Origin of the sequence: Dyadobacter diqingensis, assembly GCF_024220585.1 — a bacterium.
GTDB lineage: Bacteria > Bacteroidota > Bacteroidia > Cytophagales > Spirosomataceae > Dyadobacter > Dyadobacter diqingensis.
In genome coordinates, this window is record NZ_JAMXKF010000009.1 from 19,284 (window position 1) to 40,170 (window position 20,887).

The following is a 20,887-nucleotide window of genomic DNA, read 5'->3' on the forward strand; positions in this document are numbered from 1 at the left end:
GTTGTTTCTAACTGGATAATAATGTTTAAGTTAGATAAAAAACAGAGGTATGAAAGCACTGACAAAAGAAGGCGACAGGAAAATAGAAGATATAGCTGCAAGGTATAGTCTGAGTAAGGATAGCGTCTTGTCTTTGCTCGAAGCCGTTGTTAACGGTAATGCCACGATGGCTCAATTTAATGTGCCCGAATTGGGTGGCAGCGGGCAGTGGATGAAGGGAGGGATGACCATGGTGGGTGATATGTTTAACAGGTCACTGAAAATCACGGTCGATCAGCTTTGCACGGAATTGGCCAATCTGGTATCCACAGAAATTCTGTTTGATGTTTCAAATACAGGATCTGAGAAAAACAGAGCGGGTACTGATAAGCCCTGGCCGGCTGTTTTTGGCAAACCTACAACGAGTGGCTCTCAAAATAATTTCCGTTATGCCTATTTCGGCCCCGTTCGCCGTCTGGTAATCGAATCGAATGGGAACCGTGCTATTTACGATACCAAACATCATGAAATTTCCGGTGTTTCGCAGCAACAGGGCTCTCAGCAATCCTTTGAGCTCACCAGCCAGGATGGGCCGATCGATTTGTCCAGTTTGCCACTTATTTCAGAACCGGGAACATTGACACAATCCACGCCGGAGCTGCAATATGATGTGATCTCATCGCCGGGCCTGAAAGAAACTGAGTCTGCAAATTCGGAGGATGCTATTTTTGCTACAATCGAAAAGTTATCCGTCTTATTTGAAAAAGGGCATATCACAGAAGACGAATTCAAAACCAAAAAAGCAGAGCTGATGGCGCGGTTATAAATAAAGACAGAGCAGTTTGTCTGTTTGATTTCTCATTTCAGACAAAAAATAATGGATCAGAGAATAATCCCTGATCCATTATTTTTTATATGCTTTACAAGCTGTTTACTGCTTTGTGAGCATCCCGATATTTTTTAATCAGGTCGTGAGATGATAACAATGACGCTTTCTGGTCGGTAATGATCTGTCTGATCGCCACCGGAATTTCAGCATCAGATGCCAATGCATCTTCGTAAGCTTCCTGAGCAGCATCTTCTCCATACTCGCAACTTTCCAGAACCGATTGTCTGTCATGGCCAGAGAATGTTGCCTTGATATCCATCCATACCCTGTATATTTTTCCAGAACTTGTCGTTCCCGTCGCTATTTCACCACCAAGACTTGCTACTTCAGATGTCAGTTCTGAAACATATTCTCTGCTTTCGTTTGCCATTTTTTGAAACAAACCTTGCAGGTCTACATCAATTGTGTCGGTTTCCTTAATTGCCTTTTCGTATCCGTCAATACGGTCATTGTTGATACGGATTAAGTCATTCAGTACTTCTATAAGATTTTCGTTCGTTGACATGATATTGTAATTTAAATGAATAATAATCAGTCATTTAAAAACTTTGTGCCACCACGAAAATGATCTTTAAAGCTGTTTTTTTACAACGGGTGTTGTCATTTTTCCCGTTGATGCGGCAATTTATGTACGGCTCGTGGAAGCAGTTCCCGTGGAAAAAATACCCTCTTCACAACGTGTTAAAATGCCACACCGATTTTCACACCACCCCATTTATGAGTCCTTCCGGTTTTAAATTCTTTTGTCAGAAAAATCTGATAATATTCGATGTATAAGCTTCGTATGCTGATTACTGCACCGAAAGAATTCTGGAAGGTTATCCGGTTTATTGCAGAGGATTTTAACGTGTATGGACTATTTCTATTGAATACGCCACCTTGAAGGGACGCATCATAACCGACCAGACTAATCAGTGGCTGGCTATACAGATACAGCTGATAGTTATTTTTTATTTTTTCTTCTTTTGGAAGAAACGGAGACATAAATCTCCCCAAAGTCAGTGTTGCGCCTGCTTGCAGTTTGTTGGATAACGTCCCGACTCTGGCCTGCGAATTCGTATTCATGGATATGATATTGGGCACGTTCAGGATCTGTTTTTCATAATTCAGTTCGTAGTTCAATACGACGTCGTTCCGGATCTGATATTGCCAACCCATCGGCTCCTGATCGCCTGTCCAGCTATGAATTGTTTTCTGCATTTTGCCTGCAAAAGCGGCCTGACCGATCATGCCTGTGCTCAACACTGAGGATAATCTTGTTTTATGGATGGTATCAACGGAGCTTGCAAAACTTTTAAACATGATGACGCCAGCGAAGGGCCGGTCATTGTATAAAATCTTGTTGCTCTTAATACTGGTAGGTGTAAAACCATAGTGTTCAAAAGATACGCCATATTTCGTCCGGCTGTTTTTCAATCGAAGCAGCGTTGCAGATAACGGGTTCTTTTTTAAGCACGTGGTGACGAATTCCAAATCATATCCCTGGGTATAATAGTAGTCGGTTTTTCCCCAGAAATCATTGTCATAGTGAATCCTGAAATACTTTTCTGCCGGGATATTTCTGAAAGAGACAAGATTGTCTATTCTCTGACCCGATGATAAAACGGGCAAAAGAATTAAAAGAAAGCCGGAGAATATTTTTCGCATAAACGATATACGATTCTCCCGCTGGAAAGGATTGTTTTGATGTAAAACGCGTCAAGGTTATGCAGGATGTGCCAGCAAAGATTTTACATGCTGCTCGTTCCCTGACAGATATGTAAGATCGCTTACCTCTTTGTTTAATATACGTTTGATCTTTCCATTTTCAAAAGCCAGAAACACGGCAGGATGGACATAATATTTTTTGCAGACCGTCCGCGTGTTGCCCAAATGTGCCGCTACTGTGTCCAGGCAGGTATTCACCGTTCTGGTAAATTCCCTCTTGGTTTTGTATTCCATGTGTTCACTCAGATACTCAAAAGCGGTAACAGTACCCATCCATGTCCTGAAATCTTTGGCAGAAAAACTGGCACCCGTATGAATCCTGATGTATTCATTGACATGGCTGGCTGATAAAGCCGATTTTTCTCCGTGTTCATTAATATATTGAAAAAGTCTGCGACCAGGCATTTCCTTGCATTGTTTCACAAGCCGTGCCAGCTGTACATCTTTGAGGGTAATATCCTGCTTGATCCCTTTCTTTCCCTTAAACATAAAACGGATGGTTTTTCCCTTCACCGTCGCATGGCGGGCGTCCAGGGTTGTAATGCCGGAAGATCCGTGTTTGATTTTGTAACGTTGGTTTCCTACACGAATACAGGTTTTATCCATAAGTTTGATCACCAGCGCAATAGCCTTATCCATATCAAAAGTGCGTCTCCGCAAATCACTTTCTACTTTTTCACGCAGCTGAGGGAGTGCCTCTGAAAACATCAGCAAACGGTAATATTTTGTCTGGTTGCGGACTAGGTTCCAATGCGGGTGATAGCGATATTGTTTACGTCCGGCCTCGTCAATGCCAGTCGCCTGAAGATGCCCGTCCGGATCTTTGCTGATCCATACCTCTTGCCAGGCAGGCGGCAATACCAAAGATTTTATCCGTTTGATGGCCTCTTTATCCTTACATCGGCTGCCGGACTTATCGGTATAATAAAATCGTGGTGATTTTCCTTTTCTGAGATAACCCGGTGCATCGCTGCCCGAAATATAGTTCAGGCCCGCGGCTGCGGCGGTTAAGGCGGGATCTTTTTTTAACTTTTTAAATTGTCTGGTAGAAATGACGGGCATTTCAGTTAAGCTTCCAGTGGCTGCGGCTCCGGACATTTTTTGGTACGGTTAAATGATTTATCAGCAGTATAATAAATCAGTACCAGCCGTTTAATTCAAGCTTGGCAAAAGTGTTATTGTTTGTAACTTGTTATTATACAGTGCTTTATCTCTATTTAAGCGCTACTCCACAAGTTTCGTGATGCGGAAGTATCTACTCACATTTGAGACTGTTAGTTAAAAAATGCTCATTCGTTTGCAATCAGGAATTCGGATAACTCAGGCTGTGGTGTAAGATTATCTTTCCGCAACAGACATTTATTTAAAATACCGATCAGGCTGGAAAAACTCGTGGGCTTCTGAACGTACAGATTTGCTCCCGCATTGTAAGCGGATTCAAGAAGATAACTAGCCACGGAAGTGGATAAAATAACAACGGGTGTCTCTTTGTACATTTCCGATCTGCGCAGCTCCATCAGACATTCCAGCCCATTTTTAACGGGCATGTTCATATCCAGAAAAATCAGATCGGGAATACGTTCGCTCTCCGCTAACTTTCGCATCAGTTCCATCCCGTTTTCAGCAACGGTCAGTTCGGCAGGAAGGGGAATTTGTCCCAATGCTTCCTGAAACAGGAACGTATCATCTTCGTCATCGTCGGCTAAAAAAATAGTGCAGGGGGCGTTTAAGGTCATGTTTAGGGTATTGCGGAGTATTGAACTACGTCAGTTAAAGCACTAAAATTAATATAAGTTTTAGCAAAAAGCATTTGAAAAATATTGTAAGAAGATCAGAAGCGCCGTTTTTGCGTTCTTTTTCTGTAAGTTAAGTTAAAAATACAAAATATAATGCTAACCCCGATGATGATTAATATCAACACTATGGGTCAGGGAATATTCATAAATAAAATAGGGCCAGGATGTTTTATGTTGTCTGAACACGGGAGGGGCAACTTATGCTGTTTGGCACAAATTTTTATTGTTATCTGATTATAATATCACTAAAAATGAAAATAATCATGAAAAAGATAACACTAAGCGCCCTGTTTTTGGCAAGTATATTGACATTTTCGGCATGTAACAGTTCTGAAAATAAGGACAGCAAAGAGGTGGCGGAAGATCAGAACGAGCAGAAATTTGACGATACCAAACTGGAAGATGATACAGAATTCGTGGTAGCAGCTGCTGATGGCGGCATGTTTGAAGTTCAGCTGGGTGAGCTTGCTGAGAAAAACGCCGTTTCCAAGGATGTTAAGGATTTCGGAAGTATGTTGGTTAAAGACCATTCCAAAGCTAACGATGAGCTGAAAACGCTGGCCGCTCAAAAGAACATTACGTTGCCTGCAGCATTAAGTGAAGACAAGCAAAAGAAATACAATGACCTTGCCGAGAAAAAAGGAAAAGATTTTGATAAGGCTTATTTGTCATTAATGGTTGATGATCACAAAATGGATATAAAGGAATTTGAAGAAGCTTCGAAGGACGCAAAAGATGCCGAGGTGAAATCGTGGGCGGCTGGAAAATTGCCGACGCTTAACCACCATTTGGAGACAGTCCAGAATTTGAAAGACAAATTGAAGTAACATCAATGACTTCGTAAAGCAAGAGGAACAATCGAAAGGTTGTTCCTTTTTTGTTGTCAGAACAGATCATAACAAACCTTATTTTTATGAATGTTTGTTTTTTGAAAGTATATAGAGTTATTTTGTCTACTAGTTTTATAGAGTAGTTGGTTTGGGTACCACTGCGCTGAATATCTGAATCATAAAATTGTGCAAAAGACGGAGTACGATGCCATTGTAGTAGGTTCCGGTCCCAATGGGCTGTCGGCCGCCATCACTTTACAGCAACAGGGACTTTCTGTGTTGCTGGTAGAGGGTAAAAAGGAAATCGGCGGTGGTATGCGAACCAAAGCATTAACACTTCCAGATTTTTTGCACGATGTATGTTCGGCGGTGCACCCTATGGCAGTTTTGTCGCCGTTTTTAAAAAGCTTGTCGCTTGAAAAATATGGACTGGAATTGATACAGCCGACTTTTGCTGCCGCTCATCCCTTCGACGACGGCACGGCAGGTGTATTGGACAGGTCCATTGAAAAAACGGCAGAAGGTCTTGGCAAGGACTGTGAGGCGTATCTGCGCTTCATGAGCCCTGTGGTTAGAGATTTGCCAAAGTTGCTGCCGGATTTGCTGGGACCTTTCCCTTTGCCAAAATATCCGATTGCACTCGCAGAATTTGGCTTGAAAGCCTTGCCTTCGGCTACCTGGCTGGCGAAAAGATTTAAAACAAGGGAGGCAAGGGGACTATGGGCAGGTATGGCAGCTCATGCCATCCAGCCTTTGGAAAACCTGGCAACCTCGGCGATCGGAATTATGCTGATGGCCGCGGCTCACGTTGCCGGCTGGCCTATTCCAAAAGGCGGTTCCCAGTCAATCGCTGACGCACTGACCACTTTGTTTTTAAGTTTGGGCGGGGAGGTGCAAACCGATTTTCCGGTGCGTTCATTAAGTCAGCTTCCTCCAGCCAAAGCAGTTTTATTTGATGTTACCCCTAAACAACTGGTTGCTATCGCAGGAGATAAACTGAGTTCTTCCTACATCAGCCGGTTGCAGAAATATCGTTACGGAATGGGCGTTTTCAAAGTGGACTGGGCACTGAGCGAACCGATCCCGTTTAAGGCGGAGGCTTGCAGAGGTGCGGGAACGGTCCATTTGGGCAATACCCTGGAAGATATTGCGGCGGCTGAGAAAATGACGTCATTGGGGAATCAGTCACGAAAACCTTACGTGCTTCTTTCGCAGCCCAGTGTATTTGACAGTACGCGTGCGCCGAAAGGAAAGCACACCGGCTGGGCATACTGCCACGTCCCGAATGGCTCTAAGGAAGATATGACCGAAGCGATCGAAAATCAGGTTGAACGTTTTGCTCCCGGTTTTAAAGATCTGATCATCGGCCGGAGCACCATGAATACGCAGCAGATCGAAGATTATAACCCCAACTACGTAGGCGGAGATATCAATGGAGGTATCCAGGATATTTTCCAGCTGTATACACGCCCGGTTTTGAGTGCGTCCCCATACAGAACATCCGCGGAAGGGATTTATATTTGTTCTTCATCAACACCTCCGGGTGGCGGGGTGCATGGCATGTGTGGTTATCATGCGGCGAAACAGGCACTTAAAGACGTATTTAAAATCAAGATAGCAGAGTAAGTATTTCTTTGAATAATTGGCTTATCAGTAATAAGATAAATAAAGATTGAAATGAAGCGTTTTAAGAATTTGTACCTGATGATACTGGTTGCGGGAATCAGTTTTAATTGCCAGAAAAAACAAACGGCTGCGGAAAAAACAGCGGATAGCCTTGCGCATTGTATCGCGGATGGCATGCCTACGAGAGCATCGGCAATTTTGGCAAGTCATCAGGAAATTACAGAAGGCAGCGGAGATACAACCGGCATGGTGTGGATTGGCGGTGGGAAATTCCTGATGGGTGCGGATGAATTTCCTGATTCAAGACCGATGCATGAGGTTTCCGTTGACGGATTCTGGATGGATACGCATGAGGTTACCAATGCGGAGTATGCCAAATTTGTAGCGGCAACAAATTATAAAACAGTTGCAGAACGTCCGTTAAATCCGGCGGATTATCCGGGTGTTCCCGCAGATAAACTCGTTCCGGGTTCGGCCGTATTTACCCCGACTACACAGAAGGTTTCTCTTGAAAATCCTCTGTTATGGTGGAATTATGTTCCGGGTGCCAGCTGGGCTAATCCCGAAGGAAAAGGAAGTTCGATCAAAGGGCGCGAAAACTTTCCCGTGGTTCATATCTCCTATGAAGATGCGGCAGCTTATGCCAAATGGGCTGGAAAACGTCTCCCAACTGAGGCAGAGTGGGAATTTGCAGCGCAGGGAGGAAAAGGAAATCATACCTATTATTGGGGCGATCAGTTGAAGCCGTCCAATAAATGGGTTGCGAATATCTACCAGGGAAGTTTTCCTGATAAAAATTTAAAGGAGGATGGTTATGCCGGCGCTGCACCTGTAAAAACATTTCCGGCCAATCCGTATGGTTTGTATGACATGGACGGCAATGTTTGGGAATGGTGTGAGGATTTGTATAGACCTGATTATTACCAGAAAAGCCCTGCAAAAAATCCCAAAGGTCCATCAGATAGCTACGATCCGGATGAGCCCGGTGCAGAAAAACATGTGCAAAGAGGCGGGTCCTTCCTTTGCAGTGATGAATACTGCATTCGTTACAAAGCAGGAAGTCGTGGAAAAGGCGAAACAACCAGTGGCAGTAATAACCTTGGATTTCGCTGCGTGAAAGCGGGAAAATAAATTAAACTTTAACTCCTTGTCATGCAGGGATATGCATGTTTGGATGGACTTGAAACGGTCTTTCAATGTTTATCAGAAATAAAATATTTTTAATCTATTAAATAAATAGACTTTATATACTATTGTTTATTTCAATAAATAAGCATTACTTTGTGACATAACAATTTTGATCACAGGGATCGAAAAATAAAGTGCAATAAACAGACCGGCAAAGTATATATGAGTACTCGCTTTCTGACAGTTCCGGGTTTAGCTGGCTCGGGTCCGCAACATTGGCAAACGATCTGGGAAAACCAGTATCCGGATGCTATCAGACGTATTGAACAGGACAACTGGGACTGGCCGGTACGACAGGATTGGGTGGCCAGGTTACAGGAAATCATAAGCCAGCTGACCGAACCGACTGTTTTGATTGCGCATAGTCTGGGCTGTATAACCGTTGCGCACTGGGCTGCTGCTTTTAGCTCGCCATGGATCGTGGGCGCATTGCTGGTAGCCCCGGCAGATGCTGAATTGTCGAAAAGACTAAATTTTGTGGAAGGATTTACGCCAATACCATTTACGCCATTTCCTTTTAAAAGTATTGTGGTGGCGAGTACCAATGACATTTATGCCAGCATCAAACGTTCACAGGCCTTTGCCCAGGCATGGGGCAGTGAATTTGTAAATCTGGGGAAAAAGGGCCATATCAATGCCGTTTCAGGATTGGAGGATTGGCCGGAAGGAAAAGAGATATTAAAACAACTGGTAAGTTCAGAGCTTGCGAGTATCATATGAACAGGTTGTTCAGGATTTTGCATATCAAGTAGTAATTGGGCTAGTACAGTGTATCGGGTGCGATTTACGTGCCCGTTTACCTTTTTTGTAAAATCGTATCCTTATATTTATACATTCTTTTATCCATTTTAATTGTCAAACAAATCATGAAAAAAATCATTCTATTTGCATTGGTTGGACTATTTGTAAATTCTGCTGTAATCGCTGGCGGTCCGGGTAAGTCTAAATCCGCAGATAAGACATTGGCAGTGGACGCAAAAAGCAGCAAACTAACATGGGGTGCAAAAAAAGTTACCGGCACGCATGCAGGAGAAATTCCTTTGAATAGCGGATCGCTTATTGTTGATGGAGCAAAGTTAAAAGGTGGAAGTTTTGTATTTGACGTTAAGAATTTGACTGTAACTGACGTTAAAGATGCAGAAATGAACGGGAAATTGACTGGCCATTTGAAAAGCCCTGATTTCTTCTCAGTAGAAGCGCATCCACAGGCGAAGTTTGTGATCACTTCGGTTACACCAAAAGGTGGTGATGTGTATGATGTGGCTGGTAAATTGACTATCAAAGGAATTACTGATGATGTGAAATTCCCTGCGACAGTGAAGTCTGATGCTAAAAAAGTTACTGCTGACGCGAAAATTGTTATCGACAGAACGAAATATGATATCAAATTCCGTTCGAAAAATTTCTTCGAAAACCTTGGAGACAAAGCAATCGAAAACGATTTTACTTTGGATGTTAATCTTGTAGCGAATAAATAAAAGTTGTCGGCAAGTCGGGGAACGGCTTGGGATATAACTTTTAAAAAGTCCTGTCTGATAAAATTCAGACAGGACTTTTTTGCTTATAGCGCAATCTGAATTTGCAAAGTACAGTAATGTTTAATGCGGGCTGGCTTTGATTTTTAACTTTTGAGGCGGTCTTAGGGTAGGCGGCGTGTCTTAACTTCTTTGATTAGTTAATCATCAATATAAAATATTGTCAATGAAAAATTCAGCAAAGGGGATATTACTTGGACTATTTTTGATATCGGTTCAGGCTGAGGCGCAAACCAAAAATACATTGCCTGACTGGGCTTTTGGCGGTTTTAAAAGGCCTGCCCGTGTTAACCCGGTTATCTCGCCCGATACGAGTTCGCATTTCTTTTGTCCGATGAATAAAAAAATGGTCGACTGGGAATCCAACGATACCTTTAACCCGGCCGCTACGATAAAAGATGGCAAAATTGTGGTGTTATACCGTGCAGAGGATAAGGCAGGAAAAAACATAGGGCATCGCACTTCCCGTCTGGGTTATGCAGAAAGTACGGACGGGACGACTTTTAAACGAAAGAAAACGCCTGTTTTTTATCCTGACGAAGATAGCCAGAAGGCAAACGAATGGCCGGGAGGTTGTGAAGACCCGCGGGTTGCGGTGACCGAGGATGGGACTTATGTGCTGATCTATACCCAGTGGAACCGGGATAAGGCAAGGCTGGGTGTGGCGACTTCCAAAGATCTGGTTAAATGGAAAAAACATGGACCGGCTTTTTTAAAAGCTTACAACGGAAAATTCAATAACATCTGGTCGAAATCGGGTTCTTTGGTGACTAAACTGGTCAATGATAAACAGGTTATTGCCAAAATTAACGGCAAATACTGGCTGTATTTCGGAGAGGCTAATGTCAACGTTGCCACTTCTACCGATCTGATCAACTGGACGCCGTTGGTGGATGAAAAGGAAAATCTGGTTAACCTGATATCGCCCAGAAAGGGATTTTTTGACAGCAATTTAACTGAATGCGGACCTCCTGCCATCGTTACGGACAAAGGCATTGTGCTTTTATACAATGGGAAAAATGATGCAGGTGCTAACGGCGATCTTCGTTATACACCAAACAGTTATTGTGCAGGACAGGTTTTGTTTGACAAAAACGATCCTTCTAAATTAATAAGCAGACTGGATGTTCCGTTTTTCAGACCGATGGAGCCCTTTGAAAAAAGCGGACAGTACGTTGCCGGGACAGTTTTTATTGAAGGGATGGTTTATTTTAAGAAAAAATGGCTGCTGTATTACGGCTGTGCTGATTCAAAAGTTGGCGTTGCCATTTATGATCCTGCGGCCAAAGCTCCGGGGGATCCGATTCCATCCAAATAACCTCGTATGAGTAATTTTTTGATAGCGGCTTTTGGAAGTAACTGATATTTAATTAGTTATTTTATATATTTTCTTTACATAGATCAATCCAAAAGAAATTTCCGGGCGTATATGGAGACAACATCAACAAACTAAATTTCCATATGAAGACGCTTAAAATGAAATTTTCGGGATTGCTTGCAGTGGCGCTGTTAACTGCGTTCAGTGCGTTTGCCCAAAAGGAAAAAACAGTAATGGTGGGTGGTGCAGCGATGTATCCTTCTAAAAACATCATCGAAAACGCAGTAAATTCTAAGGATCACACGACGTTGGTGGCAGCTGTTAAAGCGGCTGGTCTCGTAGAAACCTTATCAGGACCCGGTCCTTTTACTGTTTTTGCACCGGTTAACGATGCTTTTGCAGCGCTGCCCGCTGGTACGGTTGATAATTTGCTGAAACCGGAAAACAAAGCCATGCTTACTTCGATCCTGACTTATCACGTGATTCCGGGAAAGGTGGATGCGAAGTCGGTGATGATGATGATTAAGGATGGTGGTGGAAAAGCAATGGCGAAAACGGTGCAGGGTGAGGAACTTACTTTTTCGATGAAAGGTAAAAATGTAATCGTTACCGATTCAAAAGGTAATATGGCAAAGGTTACAACAGCAGATGTGTATCAGTCAAACGGCGTGATCCATGTGATTGACAAAGTCTTGATGCCCTAGTATCGTTGGTGTAGAGAAAGTGAAGTTGGGTATTAAGTTCAGCCCAATTCCAAGCCGGAACAAAGTTTCTGGTCTGGAATTGGGCTGAATCTTTTTGTAGGTATTCATGAAATCCGGGGGCTTTATATTTTCGTTCATTTCTGCTAAACTTCGAAAAAGATAAAAAATAATCCTGCGTATAGCTATTTAGGTTATCCTGGTTGTAAATACATCGGAACGTATATTTGACCAGAGAAGTATGATCAGCTCTTTGCAAAGCGATGTTTAACAACACGGTCGATGCAGAATCGGTAGATCGCACAATTATTCCGTAAATCAAAAAAATACAATTATGCCAATTTCGCTGTTAAATAGGATAATCGTAAGGGAATTTCGGTTTAATTAATTATTAAGTAACTTGTGGAAACAAATTATCAAGTCACATTTCGGGAATACAGGCTACCCTTGTGATTGGTTTTAACTATTATATTTACGACGATTGGTAGCCATTTACCAGCACTTAAAAGTATATTCACTGCGGGTGGTGGGAAAGTCACTGGCAATAACCTTGAAAAAATCACGAATTGCCGCTTTAAATCGGGATAAGCAGGTTAGTACAGGATAGTCGGCTCGATAATTTTAGGAATTTTTGGATATTATTTTCTTCTTTTTAAAGAGTGTTGGAATATAAATACGCTTTATGGAGCAGGAAAGAGTAAGGGTATTTAATCATTCAGAAGTCTAAAAACGTATAAAATGCTGTCTAAAATGAGTTCCAAATTGAATATTGCCGCAGTAGGGGCAATCCTCGTGATTGCCCTGGTTTCTATCCAGAATTCCTGCCTGGCGCAAAAGAAAGAAAAAGGGTTCGTACAAATTTTTGATGGTAAGAGTTTAAAAGGATGGGAAGGTGATACTAAATACTGGCGTGTTGAGAATGGGAATCTGGTGGGAGAAATCACACCTGAGACCTTATTGAAAACAAATTCATTCATTATCTGGCAAGGCGGACAGCCGGGAGATTTTGAATTAAAAGGCTCATTTAAAATTACTGAAAAGGGTAACTCAGGAATTAACTACCGCAGTGAGCAGCTGACGGACGTTCCGAACGCATTACGCGGATACCAGGCAGATATCGACGGAGCAAACCGTTATACCGGCCAGAATTACGAAGAGAGAAAGAGAACAACACTTGCTTACCGTGGTGAAATTGTCACAGTAAACGATCCTACGGACAAATCACCGGAAGCTTTCAAAGCGAATCTGAAAAATAACGCCTGGTTGGGCAGAACGGTAAGCGGTTCATTGGGTACGTCCGATGAATTGAAAACCAAAATCAAAGGTGAGGACTGGAATGAGTTTCACCTGGTTGTAAAAGGAAACCGTCTCCAGCACTATATCAATGGTGTGTTAATGAGCGACGTTACCGACAACGATACAGTAAATGGAAAATCAAAAGGACTTTTAGGTGTGCAGGTTCATGTGGGCCCGCCAATGAAAGTTGAATATAAAAACATTCGTATCAAACAATAGTTGTATTGATTTCAAACGGTCAGTGGTAGTTTTCTGCCACTGACCGCTCATTGCCAATAACGATCATGATGAATAAAATAGGATTTAATGTGCTTGCCTGGACGGCAGCGGTGTCGGACGATTTGTTTCCAATCATTGACAGATTAAAGAAAATTGGATATGACGGCGTAGAGTTTTATCTGGGTTCGCAGGACCTTGCCGCATATAAAAGAATGGGTGATTATACCCGTGATCTTGGTCTGGAAACGACAACGGTGATGACGATGGGCAAGGATGACAATCCTGTTAGTGAATCATCCGAGGTGCGTGGCAAAGCGCTGGATAAGATTAAGTGGGGGGTGGACCGCGCGCATGATCTGAATGCTAAAATCATTTGCGGGCCATTCCATTCGGCGCACACTGTTTTTGTGAACCGTCCGGCGTTGGATCAGGAGTATGCGCTGGCAGGTGAGGTGCTTCATGCGGCTGCTGAATATGCGGCGCAGGCCAACATTGTTTTTGCGCTGGAAGCCTTGAACCGTTTTGAATGTTATCTGTGCAATACGATGGAGCAATTACTGAAACTTGTAAAAGCGGCAGACCATCCGAATGTCAGAGCGATGTTTGATACGCACCATTCCAACATCGAAGAAAAAAGTTATGCGGCTGCGCTGGATACCATTGCACCGGTTTTAGCACACGTTCACATCAGCGAAAACGACAGAGGAACACCGGGCGAAGGCCAGGTTTTATGGGATAGCGCATTTTCTTCACTTGCGAAAATAAACTACAAAGGCTGGCTCACCATCGAAGCATTCTCCCGGAACGACCCTGATTTTGCAAATGCCATAGGCGTGTGGAGGGAATTCTCCGACCCGTGGGACATTGCGGAAAAGGGTTATAAATTTATCCGGGAAATGGGCCAGAAACACAATTTATAAAATCCGAGATCAGTCCAACGGACTTATTACCTCAGCCCGGGGCAACGCCCCGGGACTCCGGGATTCAGAATTCATGATTTTCCATAGGCCAACAGCGCAACGCTCGAAGCTAATATTCAACCATTCATAATGTCACAAAAGCTCCCATTTCGTTTCGGTTCAGAAGTATACACCTGGTTTATGAGTAACAGCGGACAAACCCATCAGGGGCGTTTGGGACATATGATCGAGGTTATTTCCAAAGCAGGGTTTTCCGGAATTCAACCCATTTTTACCTGGATGGGTGATTTGATCGATCCGGGACTTCTTGAAGCAAAATTAAAAGAGCAGGGCATTGAACTGGCCGCACTGGCTCTTGCCCTTGACTGGAATGAACCCGAAGAAACGGAACGCGAAAGAGAAGTGGCTGACCATGCGATCAGTGTCTTGCAAAGATTTCCCGGTGCGGTTTTAAATACGGTTCAGATACCGACCGGTCGTCATAACCTGGCCGAGCGTCAGCAAAACCTGATCAATATTGTGAACCGGGTTTCTGCCAGGGCGGCCGAAAAAGGCGTTCCGTGCAGTTACCATCCCAACTCTCCCCATTCATCCATTATCCGTACCGAGGAAGATTACCGCGTTGTGCTGGAATCCCTGGACGCAAAGGTAACAGGCTGGACTCCCGATGTTGGACATATCATCAACGGCGGGATGGACCCGTTGGCAAAAATGAAAGAATACCAGTCATTGATCAACCACGTACATTTCAAAGACTGGAACGGGAGCCCGGAATTTGCTTTGATGGGAAAAGGCAAGGTTGATCTTTTGGGCGTGACCCAATGGCTTAAAGATATTAATTACAATGGCTGGATCATTTGTGAAGACGAAGGTGAGGAAGCATTGGAAGACCCGGATTTTGTGACATTACATGACGGAAAGTGGATTCAGGAAGAATTAATTCCTGGACTGCGATAGCGGTTGGCTATTTGCGGTTAGCTTGCAAAATTGCCGGCAAACCCAACAAGAAATACATCTGGATTTTCCAATTAGTGATTTTTAGTTGGAAGTAAAAATAGCGAAATCGAAACGGTAACAAGGCTAAAAGCCACAAACTAATAGCCAGAAGCTTTAACAAATGCCAACAATAAAAACCAACGGAATACACCTGCATTATGAAGAGCGTGGTTCGGGAAGTTCTCCGGATGACACGCCTTTATTGCTGATTATGGGTATAACGGCGCCGGGGTCGGTGTGGAACGTCCACCTGGCAGACTGGCAGTTTCATTTTAGATGTATCGTTGGAGACAACCGTGGCGTGGGGTTATCCGATAAACCTTCGGGCCCTTATTCCACCGAGCAGATGGCAGATGACTACGCCGGTTTACTGGATGTTATTCAGGTTGAAAAAGTGCGTGTAGTAGGCTGCTCCATGGGCAGTACCATTGCGCAGCAGCTTGCAATCCGTCATCCGGATAAGGTACAGTCACTTGTGTTGATGTGTCCGTGGGCGCGCTGCGACAATTATGCCAAAGGGTTATTTCAGCATATTATGAATGCGAAGGCCCGGTTCAGACCGGAAGAATTCAGTTTGTATATTCAGCTGCTGATCTTTTCAAAATCAAGCTGGGATAATGAAGAAAAACATACGGAGCTTGAAACAGGACGTAAGCAGGATGGGGCAAATCCATTTCCCCAGCCACTACACGGGTTGGAAGGACAGGCAGCGGCGTGTATTAATCACAACGCATTGGCAGATCTTGGGAAAATTGATAAGCCGACGCTGGTGATTGGCGGGAGGCAGGATATTTTCACACCGGTATGGATGGCTGAAGAGGTTGCCAACGGCATTCCGGAAGCTGAACTTTTCCTGTATGAAAATCTGGGGCATGCATTTCATTTTGAAAATACGGCTGATTTTAATCCAAGAGTCCGCGACTGGTTACTGAATAATTAGAGTCATTTTAATATAAAACAGGTTAAATGAGATGCATTGCGCTCTTTTTTTTATTAGGATAATATTTTTAATTAATAAAAAGAAATGAAGGACAGTGTTGCGATAAATCAGGACTGGATAGACCCGGGCTGGATAGACAAAGTATCCAATCATGCTCAAATTGGAGGCATCGAAACTTCGGTTCTTGACAACGGAGCGGGACGTGGAACGCGGATTGCATGGATAAACACGGGAGCTGGTCTGCGATTTAAAGTGGTGATCGACCGCGCGATGGATATTGCCGATGCTTTTTATAATGAACACAGTTTGGCCTGGTTGAGTCATGGTGGCATTACGTATCCGCAGCCTTTTTCCGATCATGGGATCAACTGGCTGAAAACCTTCGGAGGTGGATTGCTTACCACCTGCGGATTGTCGCATGTCGGAGGTCCTGAATCCGACGAACATGGTGAGCGCGGTTTACATGGGCAAATCAGTAATATCCCCGCTGAAATTATTTCGATTATTCAGCCGGATCCCAGGAGAGGCAATCTGGAAATGAGTATTACCGGGATTATCCGGGAAACGAAACCTTTCGGGCCAAGTCTGGAATTAAAGCGGACGATTTCTGCAACGCTTGGAAAGGCTGGTATCCGTATTCATGACGAGGTGATTAACAGAGGAAATACGCCTGCGCCGCATATGCTGCTTTATCATTTCAACTTTGGCTGGCCGCTGGCCGACGAAGGTGCGGATATTGTCTGGAAGGGAAACTGGCATCCGAGAAACGGCGGGGAAAATGCAAAGATCTTTAAGGCGGGTAACAATTTTAAAAAATGCGCCGCACCGCTGGATGATCATCTGGGTGGTGGCGAAGAGGTTGTGCTGGTAGATATTGAAGCGGATATTTTCGGAAACAGTGTGTGCGGATTATCAAATCCTAAAATCGGGCTTGCAGCTTTCCTGAAATTTAAAAAAGAACAACTGCCCTGGTTTGCGAACTGGCAGCATTGGGGAAAGGGAGAATACGTGACAGGTCTGGAACCAAGCACACATCCGCTGACCGGTCAGGCCAAAGCCAGGGAAGATGGCTCGTTGATATTTATCGAACCGGAACAAAGCAGGGTTTACGAGCTGGAACTGGACATATTACATGACGAGGAGACAATCAAGGAGTTTTTAATAGATTATAACTAAACCAATTTTTCAATATCAAACAATGGGACTTTCAAGTATAGCAGAAAAGGCATTAGAACAGGGAAAAGGAATATTGCGTTTGGCTCCGACATGGGTGCCGAGGTCATTTTGTGTGCCTGGCCGTAGAATAAAATTACATCCGGATGATTATTACGTTTTGGGAGGCGAACGAGGCGGGATTGATGAACGCTGGCTGTCGTCAACTACTCCGGCAGAGAACGGTCCGCTTACCGGCGAAAATGAAGGTTTGAGCCAGATCGTTTTTGAAGATGAGTCAGGTGTTCAAAAAGTGACATTGAGAGATGCAGTAAGTGAGCTGAAAGGTGAAATTATAGGGGATAGACTTTGGGATGAATATAAAAGCTGGCCGATGTATTCCAAGTTTTTTGATAACATGGGCCCATTGCCTCACCATATCCACCACAGAGATGAACACGCTGCGATGGTCGGTCAGAACGGAAAGCCGGAAGCATATTATTTCCCCCCACAACTCAATAACCACGGCGGGGATTTTCCATACACATTTATTGGAATAGCTCCAGGTACTTCGAAAGAACAGATTAAGGAGTGTCTGATGAACTTCACCAAGGGTGATAATAAGATTACCAACTACTCGCAGGCGTTTCGTCTGGAACCTGGAACAGGCTGGGATGTTCCTCCTGGCATGTTGCACGCGCCTGGCAGTTTGTGTACCTATGAACCTCAAAAAGCATCTGATATTTTTGCGATGTATCAATCGCTTGTCAATGAGGCGGTTATTCCGGAAGAATTACTTTGGAAAGGAACGCCGAAAGACAGAGTCGGAGATTACGACCTGTTGATGGAAGTGATCGACTGGGATTTGAATGTAAATCCTAATTTGATGGAAAAGCACTTCATGCGCCCTAAACCAGTAAAAGATGTTGAAGAGATGGCGGCAGAAGGATATAGTGAAAACTGGATTTGTTATAAAAACGAGGCTTACAGTGCCAAGGAGCTTACTGTTTTTCCAGGACAGACTGTTACCATCAAAGATGCGGCCGCATACGGACTTATCGTGATGCAGGGCCATGGCAAATTGGGTGAGTGGAATATTGAAACGCCTGCGTTGATCCGTTATGGACAATTGACGAACGACGAATTCTTTGTAAGCGAAAAAGCTGCGCAGGAAGGTGTTGTGATCAGCAATCCGTCTGCGAATGACCCGATCGTGATGTTGAAACACTTCGGTCCATTGAATCCGGATTTGATTATTGAATAAGCTTTTGGCTATTAGGAATTAGCTTTGAGGTATCAGACCAACTTGCTTATTGTCAGTCGTAAAGTTTAAAATATTTATTGTGTGTTTTTTGAATCAACTGTGAGCCAGTAGCTTACAGCTAATCGCTAAAATCTACTAAACCATGCCAGAAAATAATTATCCCAAGCTCCACAATGCCACATGGCCCGGTATTGTCGGCAAAGGTTCTGATTCGGAACCTGTCATTTCTTTTGATACGATGCTTGAAAAAACTGCCGCTGCTGAGGTAAACGGCGTGAAATTCGATGGTATCGATATCGGCCTTTTTGACCCTCATATCGATTTGGATATGAGTGACGACGGTATAAAAAAATTGGTTGATAAAGTTGGCGGACTTAATCTTGAAATAGGCAGTCTGGTAGCTCCGATCTGGGGTGGCCCGGCAATGGGTAGTAAAGATGAACGCGACGAGTTTGTAAAGCAGGTTGAAAAATCTGCCATTTTTGGTCAGAAGCTGAGAAAACTGGGTATTCGCCCCAATGGGATCATTCGTATCGATTCTGCAAGTAAGCCGGAAGCATGGGATCTTGATCCGGTAAACAATACCAAACTGATCGCTGAAACTTTCAGGAGGGCTTGTGACGTTGCCGCCGAGTATGGCGAAAAACTGGCTGCCGAAGGTGAGATCTGCTGGGGTGGTATGCACAGTTGGAAAACGATGATCGATACACTGGAAGCCGTGGATCGTCCGAATATTGGTTTTCAGGCTGATATGTCGCATACTTTCCTTTATCTGCTGGGATATAACCGTCCGGAGGACCGTGTATTGCCTGTTGATTTTGAATGGAGCGACCGTGACGCACTGGAAGCAGGGTTGAAAAAAATGACAAGCGCTTTGCGTCCATGGACGATTGACTTTCATGTGGCGCAGAATGATGGTACGGTTCACGGAACGGGTTCACATGATAAAACAGGCCGTCACTGTCTAGCGACAGACCCGAACGGAAAACTGGATATTACGCATGACGCCGGCTACTGGCTGCGCCATGAAAACGGCGAGCTTACAAAGGCTTTCCGTCATATCTGCTGGGATGGATGTATGTTCCCGAATTCGGTGATGACGGACCAGAAAACCTGGAATGATATTCTCGCGGCATTGGTACGCGTGCGTCAGGCACATGGATGGTACGAGGCCTGAAAAATGCCTGATCTGGTTTTGGGGCTGCGAAAGTATCGGAATAACATTTGAACCAATAACGTATTTAACATCATGTCAAATAAGAAGGAAATAAGAATTGGACTGATCGGCACCGGATTAATGGGGCGTACGCATTCCAATGGATATAACAGGATTGATAACTTTTTCCCTGAACTGGAATACAGACCTGTGCTGAAAGCGGTTTGTTCGCGTAATGCACAAAAGGTTCAGGAGTTTGCAGATCAGTGGGGATACGAATCCGTAGAGACAGACTGGAAAGCTCTGATCGCGCGGGATGATATCGATGCTGTGGATATTTGTACGCCAAATGATACGCATGCTGAAATTGCGATTGCTGCGGCTGCGGCTGGTAAAATGATCTTGTGTGAAAAGCCATTGGCAAGAACTTTGGCAGAAGCACAGACGATGGTGGATGCTATTGAAAAGGCTGGGGTGAAAAACACTGTTTGGTATAACTATCGTCGTGTTCCTGCGGTTACGCTTGCCAAGCAAATCGTTGATTCGGGTAAATTGGGTCGGATTTTCCATTACCGCGCGAATTTCCTTCAGGACTGGACGATCAATCCGGATGTGCCGCAGGGCGGTGCAGCTACATGGCGTCTGGACGCCGAGGCTGCCGGCTCTGGTGTAACGGGTGACTTGCTTGCGCATTGTATCGATACGGCTATGTGGATTAATGGCGGAATTAAAGATGTTTCAGCCGTTACCGAGACTTTTATAAAGGAACGTGTGCATCAGGCCAGCGGCCAGGTGCAGAAGGTTGGTATTGATGATGCCTGTATTTTTCATTGCCATTTTGACAATGGTTCGCTGGGACTTTTTGAGTCTACGCGTTATGCGCGTGGGCACAAGGCGCTTTATACGTTTGAGATCAATGGCGAACATGCGTCGATCCGTTGGGATCTGCATGATTTGAACCGTCTAGAATTCTTTGACCATTCGGACGAATCGATCGTTCGGGGATGGAGATCGATTCTGGTGACGGATGGTGATCAGCCTTATATGAAAAGATGGTGGATTCCTGGAACGAGCATTGGTTATGAGCATTCGTTCATACATCAGGTAGCGGATTTCTTTGAAAGTCTGCAAACCGGGAAGGATTGCAGTCCGACGTTCAAGGATGCTTTGGAAACGCAGAAGGTTTGCGAGGCTGTACTGGATTCGGCCGCTTCCAAGAGCTGGAAAGATACTGGCGTTGAATGGGCTGGGTCTTGATTTGAACTATTGAATTGAATAGAATAGGGCGGTGCCCAATTCTGAGGGATTAACCCTTTCAGGGTAACGGTGCAAAACACACCCTGAAAGGGTTAATATTTTAGGATAGGGCAATGCC

At 44.2% G+C, this 20,887-nt stretch carries 20 protein-coding genes; 16 read left to right on the plus strand and 4 right to left on the minus strand.

Annotation, left to right across the window (positions count from 1 at the left end; translation table 11 throughout):
- Positions 1 to 49 precede the first annotated feature (49 nt).
- Positions 50 to 805, plus strand: coding sequence for an SHOCT domain-containing protein (locus M1L62_RS21560; protein ID WP_254561702.1), 756 nt, complete (start codon positions 50 to 52; stop codon positions 803 to 805).
- A 94-nt stretch (positions 806 to 899) separates the two neighbouring features.
- On the opposite strand, the gene M1L62_RS21565 is transcribed toward M1L62_RS21560, so the two are convergent.
- The 4 genes from M1L62_RS21565 to M1L62_RS21580 form a co-directional block, all read right to left on the minus strand.
- Entirely contained in the window at positions 900 to 1,373 is a 474-nt protein-coding gene (locus M1L62_RS21565) for a ferritin-like domain-containing protein (RefSeq protein WP_254561703.1), read from the minus strand.
- Between the two features lie 176 nt (positions 1,374 to 1,549).
- Positions 1,550 to 2,515 (minus strand): lipid A deacylase LpxR family protein, encoded by a 966-nt coding sequence (locus tag M1L62_RS21570; RefSeq protein ID WP_254561704.1) that lies wholly within the window; start codon positions 2,513 to 2,515, stop codon positions 1,550 to 1,552.
- A 57-nt stretch (positions 2,516 to 2,572) separates the two neighbouring features.
- Positions 2,573 to 3,673, minus strand: coding sequence for a DNA topoisomerase IB (locus tag M1L62_RS21575; protein ID WP_254561705.1), 1,101 nt, complete (start codon positions 3,671 to 3,673; stop codon positions 2,573 to 2,575).
- A 191-nt stretch (positions 3,674 to 3,864) separates the two neighbouring features.
- A complete protein-coding gene (locus tag M1L62_RS21580; protein WP_254561706.1) occupies positions 3,865 to 4,311 on the minus strand; it encodes a response regulator in 447 nt (148 codons plus the stop codon).
- 323 nt (positions 4,312 to 4,634) lie between these two features.
- Between M1L62_RS21580 and M1L62_RS21585 the strand changes: the two genes are divergently transcribed.
- From M1L62_RS21585 to M1L62_RS21655, 15 genes are all read left to right on the plus strand, one after another.
- Positions 4,635 to 5,198, plus strand: a complete 564-nt coding sequence (locus M1L62_RS21585) for a DUF4142 domain-containing protein (protein ID WP_254561707.1) — start codon at positions 4,635 to 4,637, stop codon at positions 5,196 to 5,198.
- A gap of 189 nt (positions 5,199 to 5,387) precedes the next feature.
- A complete protein-coding gene (locus M1L62_RS21590; protein ID WP_254561708.1) occupies positions 5,388 to 6,827 on the plus strand; it encodes a phytoene desaturase family protein in 1,440 nt (479 codons plus the stop codon).
- 51 nt (positions 6,828 to 6,878) lie between these two features.
- A complete protein-coding gene (locus tag M1L62_RS21595; RefSeq protein ID WP_374760315.1) occupies positions 6,879 to 7,958 on the plus strand; it encodes a formylglycine-generating enzyme family protein in 1,080 nt (359 codons plus the stop codon).
- A gap of 219 nt (positions 7,959 to 8,177) precedes the next feature.
- A complete protein-coding gene (locus M1L62_RS21600) occupies positions 8,178 to 8,735 on the plus strand; it encodes an RBBP9/YdeN family alpha/beta hydrolase (protein WP_254561709.1) in 558 nt (185 codons plus the stop codon).
- Between the two features lie 146 nt (positions 8,736 to 8,881).
- Complete coding sequence (locus tag M1L62_RS21605) at positions 8,882 to 9,493, plus strand: YceI family protein (RefSeq protein WP_254561710.1); 612 nt, start codon at positions 8,882 to 8,884, stop codon at positions 9,491 to 9,493.
- Positions 9,494 to 9,716: 223 nt separating this feature from the next.
- Complete coding sequence (locus tag M1L62_RS21610; RefSeq protein WP_254561711.1) at positions 9,717 to 10,868, plus strand: beta-1,2-mannosidase; 1,152 nt, start codon at positions 9,717 to 9,719, stop codon at positions 10,866 to 10,868.
- A 143-nt stretch (positions 10,869 to 11,011) separates the two neighbouring features.
- Positions 11,012 to 11,572, plus strand: a complete 561-nt coding sequence (locus M1L62_RS21615; protein WP_254561712.1) for a fasciclin domain-containing protein — start codon at positions 11,012 to 11,014, stop codon at positions 11,570 to 11,572.
- A 747-nt stretch (positions 11,573 to 12,319) separates the two neighbouring features.
- Complete coding sequence (locus tag M1L62_RS21620; protein WP_254561713.1) at positions 12,320 to 13,084, plus strand: 3-keto-disaccharide hydrolase; 765 nt, start codon at positions 12,320 to 12,322, stop codon at positions 13,082 to 13,084.
- Between the two features lie 68 nt (positions 13,085 to 13,152).
- On the plus strand, positions 13,153 to 14,004 hold the full coding sequence (locus tag M1L62_RS21625) for a sugar phosphate isomerase/epimerase family protein (protein ID WP_254562011.1): 852 nt from the start codon (positions 13,153 to 13,155) through the stop codon (positions 14,002 to 14,004).
- Between the two features lie 129 nt (positions 14,005 to 14,133).
- A complete protein-coding gene (locus tag M1L62_RS21630) occupies positions 14,134 to 14,961 on the plus strand; it encodes a sugar phosphate isomerase/epimerase family protein (protein ID WP_254561714.1) in 828 nt (275 codons plus the stop codon).
- A gap of 160 nt (positions 14,962 to 15,121) precedes the next feature.
- A complete protein-coding gene (locus tag M1L62_RS21635; RefSeq protein ID WP_254561715.1) occupies positions 15,122 to 15,940 on the plus strand; it encodes an alpha/beta fold hydrolase in 819 nt (272 codons plus the stop codon).
- 84 nt (positions 15,941 to 16,024) lie between these two features.
- On the plus strand, positions 16,025 to 17,116 hold the full coding sequence (locus tag M1L62_RS21640) for an aldose 1-epimerase family protein (protein ID WP_254561716.1): 1,092 nt from the start codon (positions 16,025 to 16,027) through the stop codon (positions 17,114 to 17,116).
- 22 nt (positions 17,117 to 17,138) lie between these two features.
- Positions 17,139 to 18,356 (plus strand): hypothetical protein, encoded by a 1,218-nt coding sequence (locus M1L62_RS21645; protein ID WP_254561717.1) that lies wholly within the window; start codon positions 17,139 to 17,141, stop codon positions 18,354 to 18,356.
- A 142-nt stretch (positions 18,357 to 18,498) separates the two neighbouring features.
- Entirely contained in the window at positions 18,499 to 19,533 is a 1,035-nt protein-coding gene (locus M1L62_RS21650) for a sugar phosphate isomerase/epimerase family protein (protein WP_254561718.1), read from the plus strand.
- Positions 19,534 to 19,605: 72 nt separating this feature from the next.
- Positions 19,606 to 20,769 carry a Gfo/Idh/MocA family protein gene (locus M1L62_RS21655; protein ID WP_254561719.1) on the plus strand — a complete coding sequence of 388 codons (1,164 nt, stop codon included), beginning with the start codon at positions 19,606 to 19,608 and terminating at the stop codon, positions 20,767 to 20,769.
- Positions 20,770 to 20,887 lie beyond the last annotated feature (118 nt).

Bases quoted from the DNA above. Each gene is read 5' to 3' on its own strand.
- M1L62_RS21560 (WP_254561702.1), top strand. From the start codon at position 50: ATGAAAGCACTGACAAAAGAAGGCGACAGGAAAATAGAAGATATAGCT.
- M1L62_RS21565 (WP_254561703.1), bottom strand. From the start codon at position 1,373: ATGTCAACGAACGAAAATCTTATAGAAGTACTGAATGACTTAATCCGT.
- M1L62_RS21570 (WP_254561704.1), bottom strand. From the start codon at position 2,515: ATGCGAAAAATATTCTCCGGCTTTCTTTTAATTCTTTTGCCCGTTTTA.
- M1L62_RS21575 (WP_254561705.1), bottom strand. From the start codon at position 3,673: ATGTCCGGAGCCGCAGCCACTGGAAGCTTAACTGAAATGCCCGTCATT.
- M1L62_RS21580 (WP_254561706.1), bottom strand. From the start codon at position 4,311: ATGACCTTAAACGCCCCCTGCACTATTTTTTTAGCCGACGATGACGAA.
- M1L62_RS21585 (WP_254561707.1), top strand. From the start codon at position 4,635: ATGAAAAAGATAACACTAAGCGCCCTGTTTTTGGCAAGTATATTGACA.
- M1L62_RS21595 (WP_374760315.1), top strand. From the start codon at position 6,879: ATGAAGCGTTTTAAGAATTTGTACCTGATGATACTGGTTGCGGGAATC.
- M1L62_RS21600 (WP_254561709.1), top strand. From the start codon at position 8,178: ATGAGTACTCGCTTTCTGACAGTTCCGGGTTTAGCTGGCTCGGGTCCG.
- M1L62_RS21605 (WP_254561710.1), top strand. From the start codon at position 8,882: ATGAAAAAAATCATTCTATTTGCATTGGTTGGACTATTTGTAAATTCT.
- M1L62_RS21610 (WP_254561711.1), top strand. From the start codon at position 9,717: ATGAAAAATTCAGCAAAGGGGATATTACTTGGACTATTTTTGATATCG.
- M1L62_RS21615 (WP_254561712.1), top strand. From the start codon at position 11,012: ATGAAGACGCTTAAAATGAAATTTTCGGGATTGCTTGCAGTGGCGCTG.
- M1L62_RS21620 (WP_254561713.1), top strand. From the start codon at position 12,320: ATGAGTTCCAAATTGAATATTGCCGCAGTAGGGGCAATCCTCGTGATT.
- M1L62_RS21625 (WP_254562011.1), top strand. From the start codon at position 13,153: ATGAATAAAATAGGATTTAATGTGCTTGCCTGGACGGCAGCGGTGTCG.
- M1L62_RS21630 (WP_254561714.1), top strand. From the start codon at position 14,134: ATGTCACAAAAGCTCCCATTTCGTTTCGGTTCAGAAGTATACACCTGG.
- M1L62_RS21635 (WP_254561715.1), top strand. From the start codon at position 15,122: ATGCCAACAATAAAAACCAACGGAATACACCTGCATTATGAAGAGCGT.
- M1L62_RS21640 (WP_254561716.1), top strand. From the start codon at position 16,025: ATGAAGGACAGTGTTGCGATAAATCAGGACTGGATAGACCCGGGCTGG.
- M1L62_RS21645 (WP_254561717.1), top strand. From the start codon at position 17,139: ATGGGACTTTCAAGTATAGCAGAAAAGGCATTAGAACAGGGAAAAGGA.
- M1L62_RS21650 (WP_254561718.1), top strand. From the start codon at position 18,499: ATGCCAGAAAATAATTATCCCAAGCTCCACAATGCCACATGGCCCGGT.
- M1L62_RS21655 (WP_254561719.1), top strand. From the start codon at position 19,606: ATGTCAAATAAGAAGGAAATAAGAATTGGACTGATCGGCACCGGATTA.